General features: G+C 63.0%; 15 protein-coding genes. 9 read left to right on the top strand and 6 right to left on the bottom strand.

Translation table 11 applies throughout. The annotated features are described in order from the left end of the window. Positions 1–31: 31 nt before the first annotated feature. Positions 32–676: a DUF2589 domain-containing protein gene (locus tag ACE4QZ_RS12040; protein WP_021782384.1), complete on the top strand. Its 645-nt coding sequence runs from the start codon at positions 32–34 to the stop codon at positions 674–676. Between the two features lie 75 nt (positions 677–751). After that, positions 752–1,306, top strand: coding sequence for a DUF2589 domain-containing protein (locus tag ACE4QZ_RS12035; RefSeq protein WP_021782383.1), 555 nt, complete (start codon positions 752–754; stop codon positions 1,304–1,306). A 19-nt stretch (positions 1,307–1,325) separates the two neighbouring features. On the opposite strand, the gene ACE4QZ_RS12030 is transcribed toward ACE4QZ_RS12035, so the two are convergent. The 3 genes from ACE4QZ_RS12030 to ACE4QZ_RS12020 are packed head-to-tail and all read right to left on the bottom strand — an operon-like array spanning position 1,326 to position 7,442. Next, on the bottom strand, positions 1,326–5,000 hold the full coding sequence (locus ACE4QZ_RS12030) for a translocation/assembly module TamB domain-containing protein (protein ID WP_410480447.1): 3,675 nt from the start codon (positions 4,998–5,000) through the stop codon (positions 1,326–1,328). Next, entirely contained in the window at positions 4,997–6,739 is a 1,743-nt protein-coding gene (locus ACE4QZ_RS12025; protein WP_103463139.1) for an autotransporter assembly complex protein TamA, read from the bottom strand. Before ACE4QZ_RS12025 ends, ACE4QZ_RS12030 begins: the two co-directional genes overlap by 4 nt. A gap of 52 nt (positions 6,740–6,791) precedes the next feature. After that, the gene (locus ACE4QZ_RS12020; protein WP_103444510.1) at positions 6,792–7,442 is read right to left on the bottom strand and encodes a GNAT family N-acetyltransferase; all 651 of its coding nucleotides are present in this window, start codon (positions 7,440–7,442) and stop codon (positions 6,792–6,794) included. A gap of 162 nt (positions 7,443–7,604) precedes the next feature. Here ACE4QZ_RS12020 and xthA point away from each other — a divergent pair, with 162 nt between their 5' ends. After that, on the top strand, positions 7,605–8,417 hold the full coding sequence (gene xthA, locus ACE4QZ_RS12015) for an exodeoxyribonuclease III (protein WP_020192971.1): 813 nt from the start codon (positions 7,605–7,607) through the stop codon (positions 8,415–8,417). A 40-nt stretch (positions 8,418–8,457) separates the two neighbouring features. On the opposite strand, the gene ACE4QZ_RS12010 is transcribed toward xthA, so the two are convergent. Then, positions 8,458–9,210 (bottom strand): anti-sigma factor family protein, encoded by a 753-nt coding sequence (locus ACE4QZ_RS12010; protein WP_275966977.1) that lies wholly within the window; start codon positions 9,208–9,210, stop codon positions 8,458–8,460. Continuing rightward, positions 9,207–9,728, bottom strand: a complete 522-nt coding sequence (locus tag ACE4QZ_RS12005) for a sigma-70 family RNA polymerase sigma factor (protein WP_275966978.1) — start codon at positions 9,726–9,728, stop codon at positions 9,207–9,209. Before ACE4QZ_RS12005 ends, ACE4QZ_RS12010 begins: the two co-directional genes overlap by 4 nt. Positions 9,729–9,852: 124 nt before the next feature. Between ACE4QZ_RS12005 and ACE4QZ_RS12000 the strand changes: the two genes are divergently transcribed. The 6 genes from ACE4QZ_RS12000 to ACE4QZ_RS11975 all read left to right on the top strand — a co-directional run bounded on the left by ACE4QZ_RS12000 (position 9,853) and on the right by ACE4QZ_RS11975 (position 15,277). Further along, on the top strand, positions 9,853–10,905 hold the full coding sequence (locus ACE4QZ_RS12000; RefSeq protein ID WP_103462420.1) for a catalase family peroxidase: 1,053 nt from the start codon (positions 9,853–9,855) through the stop codon (positions 10,903–10,905). Beyond that, a complete protein-coding gene (locus ACE4QZ_RS11995) occupies positions 10,902–11,435 on the top strand; it encodes a cytochrome b (RefSeq protein WP_021782375.1) in 534 nt (177 codons plus the stop codon). The genes ACE4QZ_RS12000 and ACE4QZ_RS11995 overlap by 4 nt, the downstream gene beginning before the upstream one ends. Before the next feature lie 83 nt (positions 11,436–11,518). Further along, positions 11,519–12,724 carry an MFS transporter gene (locus ACE4QZ_RS11990; protein WP_103462419.1) on the top strand — a complete coding sequence of 402 codons (1,206 nt, stop codon included), beginning with the start codon at positions 11,519–11,521 and terminating at the stop codon, positions 12,722–12,724. A gap of 81 nt (positions 12,725–12,805) precedes the next feature. Continuing rightward, a complete protein-coding gene (locus tag ACE4QZ_RS11985) occupies positions 12,806–13,351 on the top strand; it encodes a cupin domain-containing protein (protein WP_003248033.1) in 546 nt (181 codons plus the stop codon). Between the two features lie 68 nt (positions 13,352–13,419). Next, the gene (locus ACE4QZ_RS11980; protein WP_410480457.1) at positions 13,420–13,704 is read left to right on the top strand and encodes a hypothetical protein; all 285 of its coding nucleotides are present in this window, start codon (positions 13,420–13,422) and stop codon (positions 13,702–13,704) included. Between the two features lie 244 nt (positions 13,705–13,948). Then, positions 13,949–15,277: an IS110-like element ISPpu9 family transposase gene (locus ACE4QZ_RS11975; protein ID WP_230064507.1), complete on the top strand. Its 1,329-nt coding sequence runs from the start codon at positions 13,949–13,951 to the stop codon at positions 15,275–15,277. A gap of 45 nt (positions 15,278–15,322) precedes the next feature. On the opposite strand, the gene ACE4QZ_RS11970 is transcribed toward ACE4QZ_RS11975, so the two are convergent. Then, complete coding sequence (locus ACE4QZ_RS11970) at positions 15,323–15,937, bottom strand: 2-hydroxychromene-2-carboxylate isomerase (protein WP_103462418.1); 615 nt, start codon at positions 15,935–15,937, stop codon at positions 15,323–15,325.

Raw genomic sequence — 15,937 nt, 5'->3', positions numbered from 1 at the left:
TGACTTACCCCACTAGAGTGAGCTTCTCGATATGTCGTTAGATAACAGCCTTATAGGCTCCGTGATCAATGCCCTGCCGATGGACCGCATGATCGCCGGTCCCTTGCAGGCCATGGTCCAGGCGCAGGTAACCGCCAGCAAATCGTACGCCGACTTCCTGATGCAGGTATGCGTTCAGGATGGCAAGGCAGTCGCCATCCAGTTCGACTACGACGAAACCATCGTCGACGAACAGGGCGAATACAAAGGCGTGGTCAGCAAGACCATGAAAGTGCCGCTGATGGCGGCCATTACCCACCCGAACATTTCCATCGAAGAGGGTAATGTAGAGTTCGAGCTGGTTATCAACCAGATGTCGGAAGATGTTTCCAGCAAGGACATGAATGCAGAAGCTACCGGCTCACTGGGATGGGGGCCGTTCAGGCTGAACGTGAAAGGCAGCGTGAGCCACAAATCCACGCAAACCCGCAAAACAGATACCCGCGCCCGCTATGCCTTCAACACGACCCTGAAACGTCAGGAACCGCCCGAAGCGATGATGAGGGTAATCGAGTTCCTCACTGACGCCGCAACCAAGCCAACCGTTGTCCGAACCGCCGAACTGGAATGCCCGGACGAAATCTCCCAGGCGGATACCTTGAAACGACCTGCGCCTGCAAACCTGCCGACCCCGTAAACCGCTGGCGCTTGACCCGATTGCCCCTCCTGCCGGTTTTGGGAGGGGCACACCCTGGCCTGAGGAGTCGAATCGTTGCAAAAGCCCCCCGCCCCCATGACCTCCATTGACCTGCGTGAAATTACCCGTGGCCTGCAAGAAGCCGCCAGTGCCACCAATAGCCTGATTGCCCAGCAGTACATCAACCTGTTTGACCAGTTTTTCGAATGCGACACTGAAGCACTGGGCGCCCCCATGAAAGCCAAGATGGTCGAGGTGGCCATGGATGGGCAGCACATCATGCGCGTCCCCTTGTTTGCGCTGGTGTCACCGAAAGGCCTGGCCCTGGAGCGCATGCAGGTCGACCTGTCGGTAAGGGTCAAAGGCACCGAGGCGCAGCAGGCACTGCTGACCGCAAGCGAGAGCAAGACCGCAAGCTTCAAGGTCACCATTGGCGGCCAAGGCCGTCAGGGCGAAAACCGAGACCCGGACGAAGTGCAGATCCGCATGCAGTTCCAGGCAAGCGAACCGCCAGAGGCTCTGAACCGGTTGATCGAGGAATACACCAACCTGATCGTTCCGGTACGCGCCACCACTCCACCACCCTCACCCGACACCAACGAGTTCATCGAGGCGGCCACCGTCCGTTGATGGCCGCCACGCTGCGGGCTTAGAAGTCGCGTTTGTAGAAGATGTCCAGTGAGCTTGCCAGCCCACTGGCGGCCTCGAGGTAGACCTTCTTGCTTAGCTTGTAGCGCAACGCGATCGTGTTGGCCGGCTCGAACACCCCCACCCCGTAACGAAGGCTCAGCTTCTCGGTGATGTTACCGCTGGCGACCACGCTGGTGCTGTTGCCGGAACCTTCGGTATCCAGTTGAAAGTCGTCAATTCCCAGGCTCGACGCCAGGCTGCCGGTGATGCCGGCGCTCCCGGCAAGGCCCAGGCCCAGCGCTGCCTCGGCGAGCATGTTGTTATCTTCACCGGTATTGCCCAATGGCCGCCCCAATACCAGGTACGAAAGCGCCTGCTCCTGGCTCATGGCCGGCTCCGAGAACACTTTGGTCGTCGGCTGTTCGGCGCTGCCACTCAGGCGGATACCGGCTATCACATCGTCAACCTTGCGGATCGCTTCGATGTCCAGGTACGGCTGGTCGATCGGTCCGGCGAACAGCAGTCGCGCCCGCCGTATGGTGAGGCGCTGGCCGTAGGCACGGTAGCGGCCGTCCGCCAGGCTCAGTTCACCACGGGTATCGAGGTTATCGCCGATGTGCACATGGCCAAGCAGGTTGGCGGTAAGCCCGAAGCCGCTGAATGACAGCTTTTCGCGGCCCACTTCGACATCGATGTCCATGGCCATTGCCATGGGTGGTTTGCCTTCCTCGGTCTGGTGACCGACGATTACCGTGTCATCCGACACCTTGACCGTGGACGGCGGCAGCTCACGCACAGTGATCTTGCCCTTGGGCACCTGCACCTTGCCGGTCACCGCCAGCTTGTCATCGATCAGGCGCAACGTCAGGTCCGGGGCAACTTCCAGTGTGGCGTAGGGCTCGACCGCGACCGGCAGTTGCTGACCTTGCAGACGCACGTCCATGCCCAGTGCCTGCCCCCAGGTGAGGTTGCCGCTCAACTGGCCACGTCCCGCCTCGCCACTGCGCCAATTGCCGTTGAGCTGCACCTGCTCGCCGGCAATCAGCGCCTGCAATGACAGGTCCTGAAGGCTGGCCGGCAGCTCGGCACCACTGACTTCGCCACCGCTGAGCATCAGGTTGCCGTTGACCTGTGGTGCCAGCAAGGTGCCTGAAAGCCGACCACTGCCATTGAGCTGCCCGGCCAGGCGTTCGACCATGGGCACGAACGGACGGGCCACCGACAAGTCCAGCCCGGCCAGGCGGAAATCACCCGACAACGGTTTGTTCTTGCCCAGCGGATCGAGCCGGGCGTTGACGTTCAGCTCACCCAGGCGCTCACCGCGAAACGCCAGGCGCGTATCGATGCGCCGCGGTGCCAGCGTGCTGTCCAGGCGCAGGGCCTGATAAGGGAAATCGATCCAGCGGCCTTTGTCGCGCACGCGCAGGGTGCCGCCACTGGCATCGACAACGACAGTGCCCTTGGGGCCGCTGGCCGGGATGTCCAGGTTGATATCGGCATTGAGCAGGCCTTGCCAGGCAAAGTCCTTCGGCAGCCACTGGGCCAGGCTGCCCAGCGGGAACTGCTTGAGGTGGTAGCGCAGGCGCGGTTCGGGGGCGAGCCGCTGATCATCGCCACACAGGCTTGCCTGGCCGGAGCGCCAGCAGTGGGCCCCGAAGTCGAGCTGGCCGCTGGCCAGCCGCTGCAGACGTGCAGGCGCCTGCAACTGCCAGTCCTGGCCGCCGGCCTGGATTCGGCCCGTGGCAAGGCGCCCGCGCCAGTCACCTTTGTTCAACTGGCCATCCAAACCAAGGTCGAGCTTGAGCTGCGGGCCGTCCAGCGCCAGCGTCAAGGCCTGCTGGCGAATGTCGCCTTTGCCGTTGGCCTGCAACGTGCCCAAGGCTGTGTCACCCAGGTGGATACCGGTTGCCTTGAGCTCGAGTACACCGCGCTGGGCGCTGTCCAGGCGCGCATCCAGGTCCAACTGCTGCAGACGGTTTTCGGCCTGGGCCAAGCGCTGGCCCTGCAGGCTCAGCGTACCTTGCGGGGCCTGCAAGGTGCCGGCGACATCCAGCCGGCCCTTGACCCGGCCTTGCAACCTTGGCCACAGCTGGCCCAGGCGCGGCAGGTCGAGGTCGATTCGCCCCGCCAGGCGCTGTTGCAGGCTGCCACTGCCGTTGATGCGGTTGTCACCCAGCTGGATAGCCAGTGCGCCCAGGGTCCAGCTCTGCCCTGCCCCTTGGGCCTCGACCTTGAGTATGGCTGGCTGGCCACGCAGGCGGCCTTTGAGGTCAAGCTGGGCGTCGAGGGTAAGCGCATCGCCTTTCAGTTCGCCTTTGCTGCGCAGTGGCCCCGCCAAGGTACCGGGCAGTTCGGCCAGCCAATAGGCCGGGTCGAGCGCGGACAGCTGCAGGTCGACCTCCCAGGCCAGGGTGTCGGCAAAACGTAAGGCGACACTCCCGGCTGCCTTGCCCTGGCCGGCGGTCAGCGCCAACTGTGGCAGTTTCACCTGGGTGAGGTCACCTTCGAACGGGCTGGCTAAGCTGAACGCTCCCGCCGGGCCATCCAGGTCGCCCATGAAGGTGCCCTGGTAATTGCCATCGCGATAATGCACTTGGGTATTGAAGCGCTTGAGCGTGACCTCGGGGGGTGTTTCCAGTGGGTACAGGCGAAACCACGGGAAGTCCTGCCAGTCCAGCTGCGCATCGGCGCTCAGGCCTTGCTGCCAGTCAGCCGTGGCTTGCAGCTTGACCCGTTGGCTGTCGCTGGCGGTCAGGTCGAGGGCATCGAGCCTGGCCCCTTTACTGTCGACCAGTCCGGACAGGACCAAGGCGATGGGTGACTGCTCGGCCGGCAGGCTGGCCCTGCCAGACAGTTGATAGCCATCGAGCAGATCGCCCTTGGCATCGAGCTCGAGCGCGTTCAATTGCATGGTGTCAGGCAACGCACCAGCCGGTTTGAACGCCTCGGAGCGGATGCTCAAGGTCGCCGGCAGGTGCTCGGCCAATGCCTGCAACTGCCCACTCAATGTGGCATCAAGGTAACCACTGCTGGTGCCGGCGAGTTCCAACGTCTTCTGCAATTGGCCATTGGCCGTCAGCGCCAGTTGCCAGGGTTTTTCGTCTACCGCAGGCAACTGCAACTGCGCCTGCAATTGCACCGGCCAGTCGCCTTCGGGTTGCAGGTCACCCTGCAGGCTCAATTGCAGGTCGTCGCGCAGCAGCCGCAGGCTGTCGATGCGTATCCCGCTGTGGGTCCAGTGCGCAGCCAGTTGCAAGTCGCCAAGCAGGTCACTGCCATCCAGGCGCAACTGCCCGACCTTGACCTCGCCCAGTTCGATGGCCAGCGGCAACCGCAGCGTCGGCAATTGCAGCGGGCCGCTCTCGGCCGGTTCGGTGCTTGGCGCAAAGGCCATGTCAATGCGGTCTGCCTGCAACCGGTCAATGCACAAGGTAGCGCGCAGCAAACAAGCCGGCGACCAGGCCAGCAACGGCGCTTGTAACTCTACCTTGCTGCCGGCGTCGGCCCAGCTCAGCCGGCTGGCCTGCCAACTGCCCGCCAGGCGCCCCTGGAAGTCGGCCACTTCAAGCCCAGGCACCTTGCCCAGTGCCCAGCGGCTGCCAGCCTGGGTACCCAGCAGCAAGCCGAGCACCAGGCCCACGCTCGCGACGACCCCAAGCAGGCCCAGTGAAATATGTTTGATCACGCGTTTCACAGCTCGGGCCCCATGGAAAAGTGCAGGCGAATGCCCCCTTCGTCATCCAGCGCCTTGGCCAGGTCCAGGCGCAGCGGCCCGACCGGCGATACCCAGCGCACACCAAAGCCGACACCGGTCTTGAGGCTGGGCAGCTCCAGGTCGTTGAACGAGTTGCCTTGGTCGACGAACGTCGCGACCCGCCATTTTTCGGTCAGCGAATACTGGTACTCGACACTGCCTGCCACCAGATAGCGCCCACCAATACGGTCACCGTCGCTGTTCTTCGGCGACAGGGTCTGGTAGTCATAACCGCGCACACTCTGGTCGCCACCCGCGAAGAACCGCAGCGACGGCGGAATGTTGTTCTTGAAGCCATTGGTCGCACTGCCGCCAAACTGTACGCGCCCGAGAAAGCGGTGGTTGTGGCCGAGCGTGGTCAGGCCTTTGAGCAATACGTTGCCGTGTAGCAGGTTGGTGTCGGAAACCAGCCCTTCCTTGGCGACTTGAACATCGAACTGCAGGCGATAGCCGTTGTGCGGATCGATGCGGTTGTCACTGCGCAGGAAGGAATAGCTGACGCCCGGCATCAGCAGGTTGCTCAAACCGGAGTCGTCACCCAGGCGATATTCTTCGCGTTGGTACTTGAGCGAAATCACCCGCTGCCAGCCACTGGGCAGCTTGCTGTGCCACTCGGGGCCGACTGTCAACAGCTTGCTGAGCGAGTCGGTGCCGGCAAGCTCCTCATTCTGGTAGCCACCGGCAAAGCGCAGCTTGTCGGTCAGCGGCGGGTCGAGCGGAATGTCGTACCACAGGCCGACGTTCTGGCGCGGTGCCGACAGTTCGGTTTCCCAGCCATAGCTGTGGCCTTGCGGGTTGACCCAGTGGCGGGTCCAGTTGGCCTTGCCACGCGGCCCGACGTCGGTCGAGAAGCCCAGGCCAAGGCCCATGGTGCGAGGTTTACGGGTTTCCAGGTGAACATCCACCGGGATGTCTTCGCCCACAGCAGCAGTGGGCGCCGCATCAACACGCACGCCTTCGAAATAGCCGCTCGATTGCAGGTCGTTGTTCAGTTCTGCGATCAGTTCCGAGTCGTAAGGGGTGCCCGGCTGGAACGAAACCATACGCTGCAGCAGGTCCTCGTCCAGCGGCGTGTCGCCACCGAACGTGACGGCGCCCAGGCGATAACGTGGGCCACTCTGATAGACCAGGTCGATATCGGCCACACCGGCTTGCGGGTCGACGGCCAGGCGCTGGCTACTGAAGCGCCCACTGAAGAAGCCATAGCGCGACGCCTGGTTCTGGATCAACCGCTTGGCATCCTCGTAATGGCCGTGATTGAGCTGTTCACCCGCACGCAGCGCCTTGCTGTCAGGCACACGGAAGGCTTTCATTTCGCTGGCCGGGCCCTCGATGCGCACGGTCACGTTGCGCAGGCGAATCGGTTCGCCCGGGTTGATGCTGATGATCAGTTGTGGGGGATGGTCTGCGTCGCTGGCGGGCTTGACCTCGGTAACGATCTGCGCCTGATAGTAGCCGAGTGCCTGCGCCGCTTTGCGCGCCTGCTCCTCTGCCCCGCGACTGAAGCGCAAAAGTGCTTCTTCGTCGCGGTCACCCAAGGTACCTATATAGCCTTCGACATTGGCCTTGAGCGCCTTGTTGGCCGGCTTCACCTTCACCAACAACTCGCTCTGGCCCCATGCTGCGAAACTGGCAACCCAGAAAACCAGGCCCCAGGTCAATCTTCCTGAATACGTCATGCGGCGCATGCTACCAGAGCCAGGCGCTCAAGGGAGCCGCCTGGCGGCCTGTTCAGGCAAAAGCGGGTTTTGAAGAGACTGGATTAGGATGAAAGAACACCCTCTCTCGGATCGGTCCTACAGCTACCTCACCAATTTCCTCATAACCCTGGCGCTGGTAAAAAGCCAGGTAGTGCTCGTTACCGGTGTCCAGCACCACCCCTTGGGTACCCGGGTCCTCCGCGCACCAGTTGTGCACAGCTTGTAACAATTGCTCGCCGTAGTGCTTGCCCTGGAATTGCGGATGCACACCCAACAACGGCAGCACATGCACCTGGTCAGTGGGCAGGCAGGCGGCCAACGCGGCCTGGTAATCCATGTAGCGCCGCGTACAGCGCAGGCCGGTCCCCAGCATCATGCGCAGGCGCCAGGCCCAGCTGTCAGCCACGCCCAGCCGGCGCAGCGGCGGCACGATCAGGGCCAGGGCAATCAGGCGGTCCTCGACCAACAGGCCGATGGCGGGCAGTTGCAGGTAGAAGTGCTGGCGCACCCATTCGCGCACCATCACCCGCAGGCGCCGCTCATACCCCGGGCGCTGGGCTTCGAAGATATAGGCGAAGGTGGGCTCGTGGCGGTAGGCGTTGTACAGCAGCGAACGTGCCTCGCGGCTGTAACCATCGTCGAGCAGGCAGACACGGGCCGGGGCGGCTGTGGTTTCGGGCATTGCGGAAAGACCTCCTGGAATGGGCGTTCAGTGCCTTGGAGGTGCCCCAGCGCGCTTCGTTCACCCCCAACAGCACGTTAGCAGCAGGCTCGCCTGGCCGCCATGCTGGTGATGCAGGTCGATGTCGGCTAGCATCGCGCCTTTTACCGGGATTGTCTTTCCATGAAGATCGTCTGTTTCAACATCAACGGCCTGCGGGCCCGCCCGCATCAGCTGGCGGCGCTGATCGAAAAGCACCAGCCGGACGTGATCGGCCTGCAGGAAACCAAGGTCAGCGACGATCAGTTCCCGCTGGCCGACGTGCAGGCACTGGGTTACCACGTGCACTACCATGGCCAGAAAGGCCACTACGGCGTGGCCCTGCTGTCGCGCCAGGCGCCGCTGAGCCTGCACAAGGGCTTTGCCACCGACGAAGAAGATGCCCAGCGCCGCTTCATCTGGGGTACCTTCGCCGATGCTGACGGCAGCCCGATCACCATCATGAACGGCTATTTCCCCCAGGGTGAAAGCCGCGACCACCCCACCAAGTTCCCAGCCAAGCAGCGCTTCTACAGTGACCTGCAGGCACTGCTGGAAAGCCAGTTCCGCAACGACCATCCAGTGCTGGTGATGGGCGACATGAACATCTCGCCGCAAGACTGTGATATCGGCATTGGCCCGGACAACGCCAAACGCTGGCTGAAGACCGGCAAGTGCAGCTTCCTGCCGGAAGAGCGTGAGTGGATGGAACGTTTGAAAGGCTGGGGGTTGGTAGACAGCTTCCGCCACCTGTACCCGGACGTGACCGACCGTTTCAGCTGGTTCGACTACCGAAGCCGCGGCTTCGAGGACGAGCCCAAGCGCGGCCTGCGCATCGACCTGATCATGGCCTCGCAACCGCTGGTGCCGCGCATCAAGGCAGCGGGGGTGGACTATGAACTGCGCGGGATGGAAAAGCCGTCGGACCATGCGCCGATCTGGCTGGAACTGAGCTGATTCTGGTGGTGGGCCCTCGTTGCACACCTTGGGCCCACACTTACAACCCCAGCCTCAACGCCTCCCCCACCCCCGCTCCACGCACATCGTCCGCTGCGCTGACCAAGGCAAAGTTATAAGCCCCATGCGACCAGTACCGCGCCTCCAACTGGCCATCGACCCGTTGCCCGTCCGGCATGCGCCGATAAAGGTCGCCCGGCGAGCGCAGGAACAGGCTGATGCGCTGGCCCTTGCCATCCTCGAACACCAACAGCGCCGCCGGCCCTTGCTCGTTGCTGAGCAAGCGCGCGCCCACTGGCTTGAAGCCGTAGCCGGCCAGGTCCGGTAACTGGCCCACCCGGCTGAAATGGCGCCCCAGCCAGTCGCGCAGCTGCCCAGGATCACTGGCCTGGATATCCAGTGCTTCACTGCTGGCGAACAAACGGTGTGCCTGAACAGCATCAGCCATGGGCAGGTCGGCTCGTGCAAGGGTTGCATCGCGCGCTTGCCAGCCGCCCAAGCCCCCCACACCCAACGCCAGCATCACCACCGCCGCCGCAGCCCAGCGTCGCTGCCGACGCTGGCGCAGTTGCCGACGCAACTGGCCAAGGTCCAACTGCGCCGCGCCGGGCAGTTCGCCCAATCCGGCCAGCGCTGTGCGCAGCCTTCGGGCATCGGCGCGCCAGCCTTCCACCCGTGCCGCAGCTTGCGGGTTGGCCGCCAGCCAGGCCTGCACCTCGGCCCGGCGCACAGGTTCCAGGCGCTCATCGACGTAAGCGTGCAATTCATCATCGCTGGGGATCAGGCGCGTCATTTCAGTCTCCGCAAGGCCGGGGGCTGGGGGTTGTCCTCGGTCAGTTCGCGCAAGGCATTGCGCGCGCGCGAAAGGCGCGACATCACAGTGCCGATGGGGATGCCCAAAGCCTGGGCGGCCTCCTTGTAACTCAAGCCTTCGATGCTGACCAGCAGCAACAAGGCACGCTGCTCCGCCGACAGCCGGGCAAAGGCCTGTAGGTCAGCCTGGGCCAGGACGATGGCTTCGATGTTGTCACCCGCCGGCTCTTCGTCGCGCTCGTTGCGGCCGAACCAGGACAGCCAGCGCGCATGCAAGCGCTCGCGACGCTTACCGTCGAGGAACTGTCGATAAAGGATGGTGAACAGCCAGGCACGCAGAGCATCAGCGTCGCGCTGCTGGTCGCGGCGGCTCAGGGCCCGCTCGACCGTCGCCTGCACCAGGTCGTCGGCGCTGCCCGGCTCGCGGGTCAGCCACACGGCAAAGCGGCGCAGGCGGGCCAGCAGCTCGCGCCACTGGTGGTCGTCCAAATCGTGCATGGTCAGGTACCGGCCTCTGGGGTTGTCAGTGTAAAGGGCAGACGCCTCTGAACAAATTCTATTCCCGATGAGGGAATAACTTTTTCCCTGCCCCGTCGTACTGGCACCTTCACTGAACCGGACAATGACCATGAACACACCCTTGCACGGCCCGGCCAAAGCCTTGCGCCTGGCCGCCATTGGCGGCGTGATGCTGGCCGCAGGTGCCGGCTTTGCCTATGCCGCCGGCTGGCTCGGCGAACCCCGACTGACGCCACAGCGCATCATCGACACCTTCGAAGCCCAGGCCGGGCATTACCCCGGCTATCGCAAGAACCACGCCAAGGGCTTGTGCGTGAGCGGCTACTTCCAGGCCAGCGGGCAGGCCGCCAACCTGTCCACGGCGCGCGCCTTCAGCCAGCAACGGGTGCCGGTGGTGGGCCGTTTTGCCATCGGCGGTGCCAACCCGTTCGCCCCGGATACCGCTATACCCGTTCGCAGCCTGGCGATTCAGCTAAGCACCGACGACGGTCAGGTCTGGCGGACGGGCATGAACAACCCACCGGTGCTGGCAGTCAGCACGCCGCAAGCTTTCTACCAACAAGTACTGGCGAGCACACCAGACCCGGCTACCGGCAAACCGGACCCTGGCAAGCTGCAGGCGTTCTTTGCCGCCCACCCGGAAAGCGCGGCGTTTCGCCAATGGGCGGCGGGCTACAAACCCAGCGACAGCTTCGCCAACACGCAATACCACAGTATCAATGCCTTCCGCCTGATCGACGCAGCTGGCGCGGCCCACCCGGTGCGTTGGCAGCTTGAGCCACAAACTGCATTTGCGGCATTGCCCACCCAGGTTGATGACAAGCAATTCCTGCAACACGACTTGCAGCAACGCCTTGCCCAAGGCCCGTTGCGCTGGAAGCTGCGTCTGGTGCTGGCCGAACCGGGCGACGCCGTGGACGACCCTGCCCGGCCGTGGCCCACCGAGCGGCGTAGCGTGGACGCCGGCACCCTGGTGCTGGAACAGGTAGACGCCCCCGAGCAAGGGGCCTGCCGCGACCTCAACTTCGACCCGCTGATCCTGCCGCGCGGTATAGAGGCATCGGCCGATCCGATCCTCGCCGCCCGCTCGGCCGCCTATTCGGAATCGTTCAACCGCCGTAGCCGCGAATCGCTCAGCACCGGAGCCAAGCCATGAAACCTGAAGCCTTCCACCCTTTTGCCCGTTTGCTGCATTGGCTGATGGCCGTGCTGATACTGGCCATGTTGTTCATCGGTGTGAGCATGGTCGCCGACCTGTCGCTACGCCACCCGGTGCTGATCAGCCTGCACAAGGCCACCGGCCTGGCCCTGCTGGTGCTGGTGGTGCTGCGCATTGCTGCGCGCCTGACCCTACCTCATCCGCCCCTGCCGAACGACCTGCCAAAACTGCAGCGCTGGACCGCCGGAGCCTCGCATCTGCTGCTCTATGGCCTGATGCTGGCCATGCCGCTGCTGGGCTGGGCCATGCTGTCGGCCGGCGATTACCCGCGCCCGCTCGGCTTGCCCGCCATTGCCCCCCACAACCTTCAACTGTATGCCGTGTTGCGCCAGGCCCATGGCTGGGCGGGCTACCTGCTGTTCGCCACGGTGCTGGTGCATGTGGGTGCAGCCTTGATGCACGCGTGGGTGCGCCGCGACGGTGTGTTGCGTAGCATGTGGCCTGGCCCCCTGCGCCGCAGTGATTGAGCTGCAGCAGCCCAGGGATTCGACACTCGATAATAGTTCTTAATAATATCGGCTTTTATTTGCCGCACTGCCCTGGACCGCTCATGAACGTCGCAAAGGATCCTGCAACCCTTCTGCCTGCCAGCACCCTGGACTTGCGCCCGCTGCTGCTGGCCAACATGGCCTGCACCATGTCGATGATGGCCTTCGTCGCCCTGATCGGCCCGATAGCCCGCCAGCTTGGCATGGCCACCTGGCAAGCCGGCGCCGCCATAACCGTGGCCGGCGTGGTCTGGGTGCTGCTGGCCCGGCCCTGGGGGCGCGCGGCAGACCGCCTGGGCCGTCGGCGCATCCTGCTGCTGGGCAGCGCCGGCTTTACCCTGGCTTACTGGCTGCTGTGCCTGTTCGTCGAAGGCGCACTGCGCTGGCTGCCGGGGGCAACCTTGGCGTTCATCGGCCTTATGATCGCGCGCGGTTGCATCGGCGCCTTCTATGCCGCCATCCCGGTAGGCTGCAATGCGCTGATCGCCGACCATGTCGAGCCGCAACGCCGGGCGCGGGCCATGGCCTCACTGGGGGCGGCCAACGCCGTCGGCCTGGTGGTCGGGCCAGCACTGGCCGCACTGCTGGCGCGTCACAGCCTGAGCCTGCCGTTCCATATCATGTCGCTGCTGCCGGCCACTGCCTTCCTCGTGCTGTTTTTTACCCTCAAACCACAGGCGCTGCCGCACAGCCACGCCCCCAGTCCGGTGCGGCTGAACGACCCGCGCCTGCGCCGGCCGCTGCTGGTGGCATTCAGCGCCATGCTCAGTGTGACCGTGTCGCAGATCATCGTCGGTTTCTTTGCCCTTGACCGCTTGCATCTGGGCCCTGCCGAAGCCGCCCAGGCGGCTGGCATCGCCCTGACCACCGTGGGTGTGGCACTGATGCTGGCACAGGTGATCCTGCGCCAACTGGAGTGGCCACCGCTGAAGATGATCCGGGTGGGTGCCACGGTATCGGCACTGGGCTTTGCCTGTGGCTCACTGGCCACCACGGCCCCCTGGCTGTGGGCTTGCTATTTTGTTGCGGCAGCGGGCATGGGCTTCGTGTTCCCGGCGTTTTCGGCACTGGCGGCCAATGCCATGCAGGCCTCCGAACAAGGCGCCACAGCCGGCTCCATTGGCGCCGCCCAAGGCATGGGCGCGGTGATCGGGCCGCTCGCCGGTACCTTGGTGTATGCCCTTGATCCACGCTTGCCATTCTTGGCCGTGGCCGTGCTGTTGCTGCTGGTCGGGCTGTGGCCAATGCCGCGTGAGCAGCGGGTTTGAGAAGCACAGCGCGCAAGGGCGCAGAGTGTGTTTTAATGCGCATCGCTCATTATTATTGACACCTCTGATTACAAGGCGGCTATGGACACGGGGACGCGACTCAAACTGGTGCGTGAACGCAACAACCTCTCCCAACGGGAATTGGCCCGCCGCAGCGGGCTGACCAATTCGACGATCTCGCAGATCGAGCAGAATCGCGTCAGCCCTTCGGTCAGCTCCCTGAAAAAACTGCTCGAGGGCATTCCCATGAGCCTGGCGGAGTTTTTCAGCTTCGACGAGCCGGTGCGTGAGGAACGCTACGTATTCCGTGGTGGCGAACAACCCGACCTGGGCCGCAATGGCCTGCGCATGCTGCTGGTCGGCGCCAGCGTCGAAGGCCGGCAGATGCGCATGCTGCGTGAGCTGTACGCACCCGGCGCCGACTCTGGCGAGCCGATCGTGCATGCTGAAGGCGAAGAATGCGGGCTGGTCACCCGTGGTACCGTCGAGCTGTGGGTCGACGGCCAGGTCAGCGTGCTCAACTCGGGCGACGGTTACTACATCCCCACGACCCTGCCGCACAGTTTCAAGAACATCGGCCCGGATGAGGCCGAGATCATCAGCGCCAACACGCCGGCGAATTTCTGATCTTGATCCACAGACGTTCACTGAGCGCCCGGGATGTCTACCAGTGCCTGCGCAATGTGGCGCTTGGCGTGCATCACCTTGAGGTGGTTGCACGCCGCGAGGGCGGCTTGGTCGATGTCGGTATCCAGGGCTGGCAACTGACATTGGCCCTGGATACTGAGGGCTTGGCGCATTGCGTTCATTGCCAAGCCCCCGGCGGCGAACAGGCCGGGCTCGAGCACTGGCAGCGCTATGGCACCAACCCCACCGACCTGCTCAGCCTGTGGGAGATCACCCAGCCCTTCCGGGCTGCGCTGTCGCGCAGCAAACATGAGGTGTACGGCTTTAGATCCGCAGCGACGCTGACATTTTGAAAAAGAAAAGGCGGTTGGCCCGGTAGGGCCAGCCGCCTTTTGCTTTGTTAGGGTTCGTGTGCGCGGGACAGAGATCGTAGCCAGCACTGGTGTGTGTCCGCACACCCGCGTGGGAGAGTGATCCGCACGGTATCGGCGTGAAGTCCCTGTAGGCATCAGCTGATTCAGCTGTGACCACGTATGAGAGAGTGAACCCTTTCGCCACCGTGTGCCCCGCGCGCCCTTTATCCTGCGAGGATTCATCATGGCGCGCAAGCCTTCCAAGCAACGCTTTACCGTCGTCCATCCCGATTGCGCAGCGATCGATGTCGGTGGTCGAGAGCATTTCGTGGCGGTCGATCCCCGGCACGAAAATCCCGTCCAGTCGTTCACGTCCTTTACTGACGACCTGCTCAAGATGGCTAACTGGCTTGAAAGCCTGGGGATCAAGGTCGTTGCCATGGAATCCACGGGGGTTTATTGGATTCCAATTTACGAGATTCTCAGCGAGCGCGGTTTTGAGGTTTATCTCGTCAATGCCAGAGCAACTCGGCAAATCACGGGCCGTAAATCAGATGTGCTGGATTGCCAGTGGATTTGGCAGCTGATGACTCATGGACTGCTCAGAGGCGCATTCCGCCCCGATGATCTGACCTGCTGCGTCCGGTCATTGGTCAGGCAGCGTGCTTCCAAAGTGAAAGACCAGGCGCAGACGCTGAACCGGATGCAAAAGGCCATGAGCCAAATGAACATCCAGCTGGCCAATGTCATCAGTGATATTTCCGGCGTAACTGGCATGAAGATTTTGCGAGCCATCTGCGCAGGTGAACGGGACCCAGTGCAACTGGCTGAACTGACCGACCGCCGCATCAAGGCAGGCAAGGAGGCTGTCGCTCGGAGTCTTCATGGCAATTGGCGACGCGAGCATTTGCATGCGCTAACTCAGGAATTGGCTGCCTATGACTTCCTGGAGCAGCAAATTGCTGATTGTGACGACGCCATAAAAGCCGCGTTAGAGCAGTTGCCGGTGCTGCAAAACAAGCCAGAGCCATCCAATAAGCCTTTACGGAGCCCGCACCGAAACGGTGCCCAACAGACTGAACTGCATCAGACATTATGGAAAGTTCTTGGCGTGGACCTAACCGCAATTCCAACCATTGGGGTGGACACTGCATTAGTGCTGGCAGGGGAGATCGGTACAGATCTATCACGTTTCCCGTCCTCACAGCACTTCTGCTCTTGGTTGGGACTGGCTCCCCCTACTCGAATTTCCGGCGGTCATCGACTGGCAGGTGGTGGGCCAAAAATAGTCAATCGAGCAGCTCAAGCACTCAAGCAGGCTGCATCCAATGCCCGTAACGACAAGGGTTTCATTGGTGCATCGCACCGAGCCAGACTGACTCGAATGGATACCAGCTGCGCCATCAAGGCCACTGCGCATCAGTTGGCACGTCTGGTGTACAACCTTTTAACCAAGAAGCAGGCTTATGTTGAAAAAGGTCTTGAGGAGTTCGAAACCAGAAGCCAGGACCGGCAGGTCCGGGCTTTGCTCCGCAAAGCCCGGAAACTGGGGTATCAGCTGGTGGCCGCTTGAGTGCTTAGAAAACAGTGGGTTGTATTTTGTTTGATGAGAGCGCACTCAGCTGGAGAGGCTGTTGGCGCTCTGACGCAGCGCCTCCTCGACAAAGTCCAGGCGGTCCTGGCCGAAGAACATCCCATCACCGACAAAACAGGTGGGCGCGCCAAACACCCCGCGCGCCACAGCGGCCTCGGTCGCCTGCTTTAGCGCGGCTTTTACTTCGCTGTCAGCGGCCAGGGCATGAAAAACCTGCGGGTCGAAGCCTGCCTGCGCGAGTGTTTCATTCAGCACAGCGCTGTCGCTCAGGTTGCGGCGCTGTACCCACAGCCCGGTGAACAGCACCGTTAGCAATGCCTCGAACCGATCCGGTGAATGCAACTGGGTACCCGTCACGCCACGCATCAAAGTCAGGGTATTGACCGGGAAGCCCGGCGGCATCCCGAACGGCACTCCATAGCGTTCGGCAAAGCGGGCCAGGTCGGTGAACATGTAGCGCCCTTTGGCCGGGATCATGGCCGGCGAAGCATTGCCGGTAGCCTGGAAAACCCCGCCAAGCAGCATTGGCCGGTAGTGCAGCGCGGCCCCCTGGCGGGCGCACAGGTTCGGCAGTTGGGTCCAGGCCAGGTAGCTGGCTGGGCTGCCCAGGTCAAAAAAGAAATCGACAGACGTGTGCAT

The sequence above is a fragment of the Pseudomonas sp. DCA-1 genome (assembly GCF_046523955.1).
GTDB classification, from domain to species: domain Bacteria; phylum Pseudomonadota; class Gammaproteobacteria; order Pseudomonadales; family Pseudomonadaceae; genus Aquipseudomonas; species Aquipseudomonas putida_Y.
This window is presented reverse-complemented; position numbering and strand designations above follow the sequence as displayed.

Bases quoted from the DNA above. Each gene is read 5' to 3' on its own strand.
- ACE4QZ_RS12040 (WP_021782384.1), top strand. From the start codon at position 32: ATGTCGTTAGATAACAGCCTTATAGGCTCCGTGATCAATGCCCTGCCG.
- ACE4QZ_RS12025 (WP_103463139.1), bottom strand. From the start codon at position 6,739: ATGACGTATTCAGGAAGATTGACCTGGGGCCTGGTTTTCTGGGTTGCC.
- ACE4QZ_RS12020 (WP_103444510.1), bottom strand. From the start codon at position 7,442: ATGCCCGAAACCACAGCCGCCCCGGCCCGTGTCTGCCTGCTCGACGAT.
- xthA (WP_020192971.1), top strand. From the start codon at position 7,605: ATGAAGATCGTCTGTTTCAACATCAACGGCCTGCGGGCCCGCCCGCAT.
- ACE4QZ_RS12010 (WP_275966977.1), bottom strand. From the start codon at position 9,210: ATGACGCGCCTGATCCCCAGCGATGATGAATTGCACGCTTACGTCGAT.
- ACE4QZ_RS12005 (WP_275966978.1), bottom strand. From the start codon at position 9,728: ATGCACGATTTGGACGACCACCAGTGGCGCGAGCTGCTGGCCCGCCTG.
- ACE4QZ_RS12000 (WP_103462420.1), top strand. From the start codon at position 9,853: ATGACCATGAACACACCCTTGCACGGCCCGGCCAAAGCCTTGCGCCTG.
- ACE4QZ_RS11995 (WP_021782375.1), top strand. From the start codon at position 10,902: ATGAAACCTGAAGCCTTCCACCCTTTTGCCCGTTTGCTGCATTGGCTG.
- ACE4QZ_RS11990 (WP_103462419.1), top strand. From the start codon at position 11,519: ATGAACGTCGCAAAGGATCCTGCAACCCTTCTGCCTGCCAGCACCCTG.
- ACE4QZ_RS11985 (WP_003248033.1), top strand. From the start codon at position 12,806: ATGGACACGGGGACGCGACTCAAACTGGTGCGTGAACGCAACAACCTC.
- ACE4QZ_RS11975 (WP_230064507.1), top strand. From the start codon at position 13,949: ATGGCGCGCAAGCCTTCCAAGCAACGCTTTACCGTCGTCCATCCCGAT.
- ACE4QZ_RS11970 (WP_103462418.1), bottom strand. From the start codon at position 15,937: ATGCACACGTCTGTCGATTTCTTTTTTGACCTGGGCAGCCCAGCCAGC.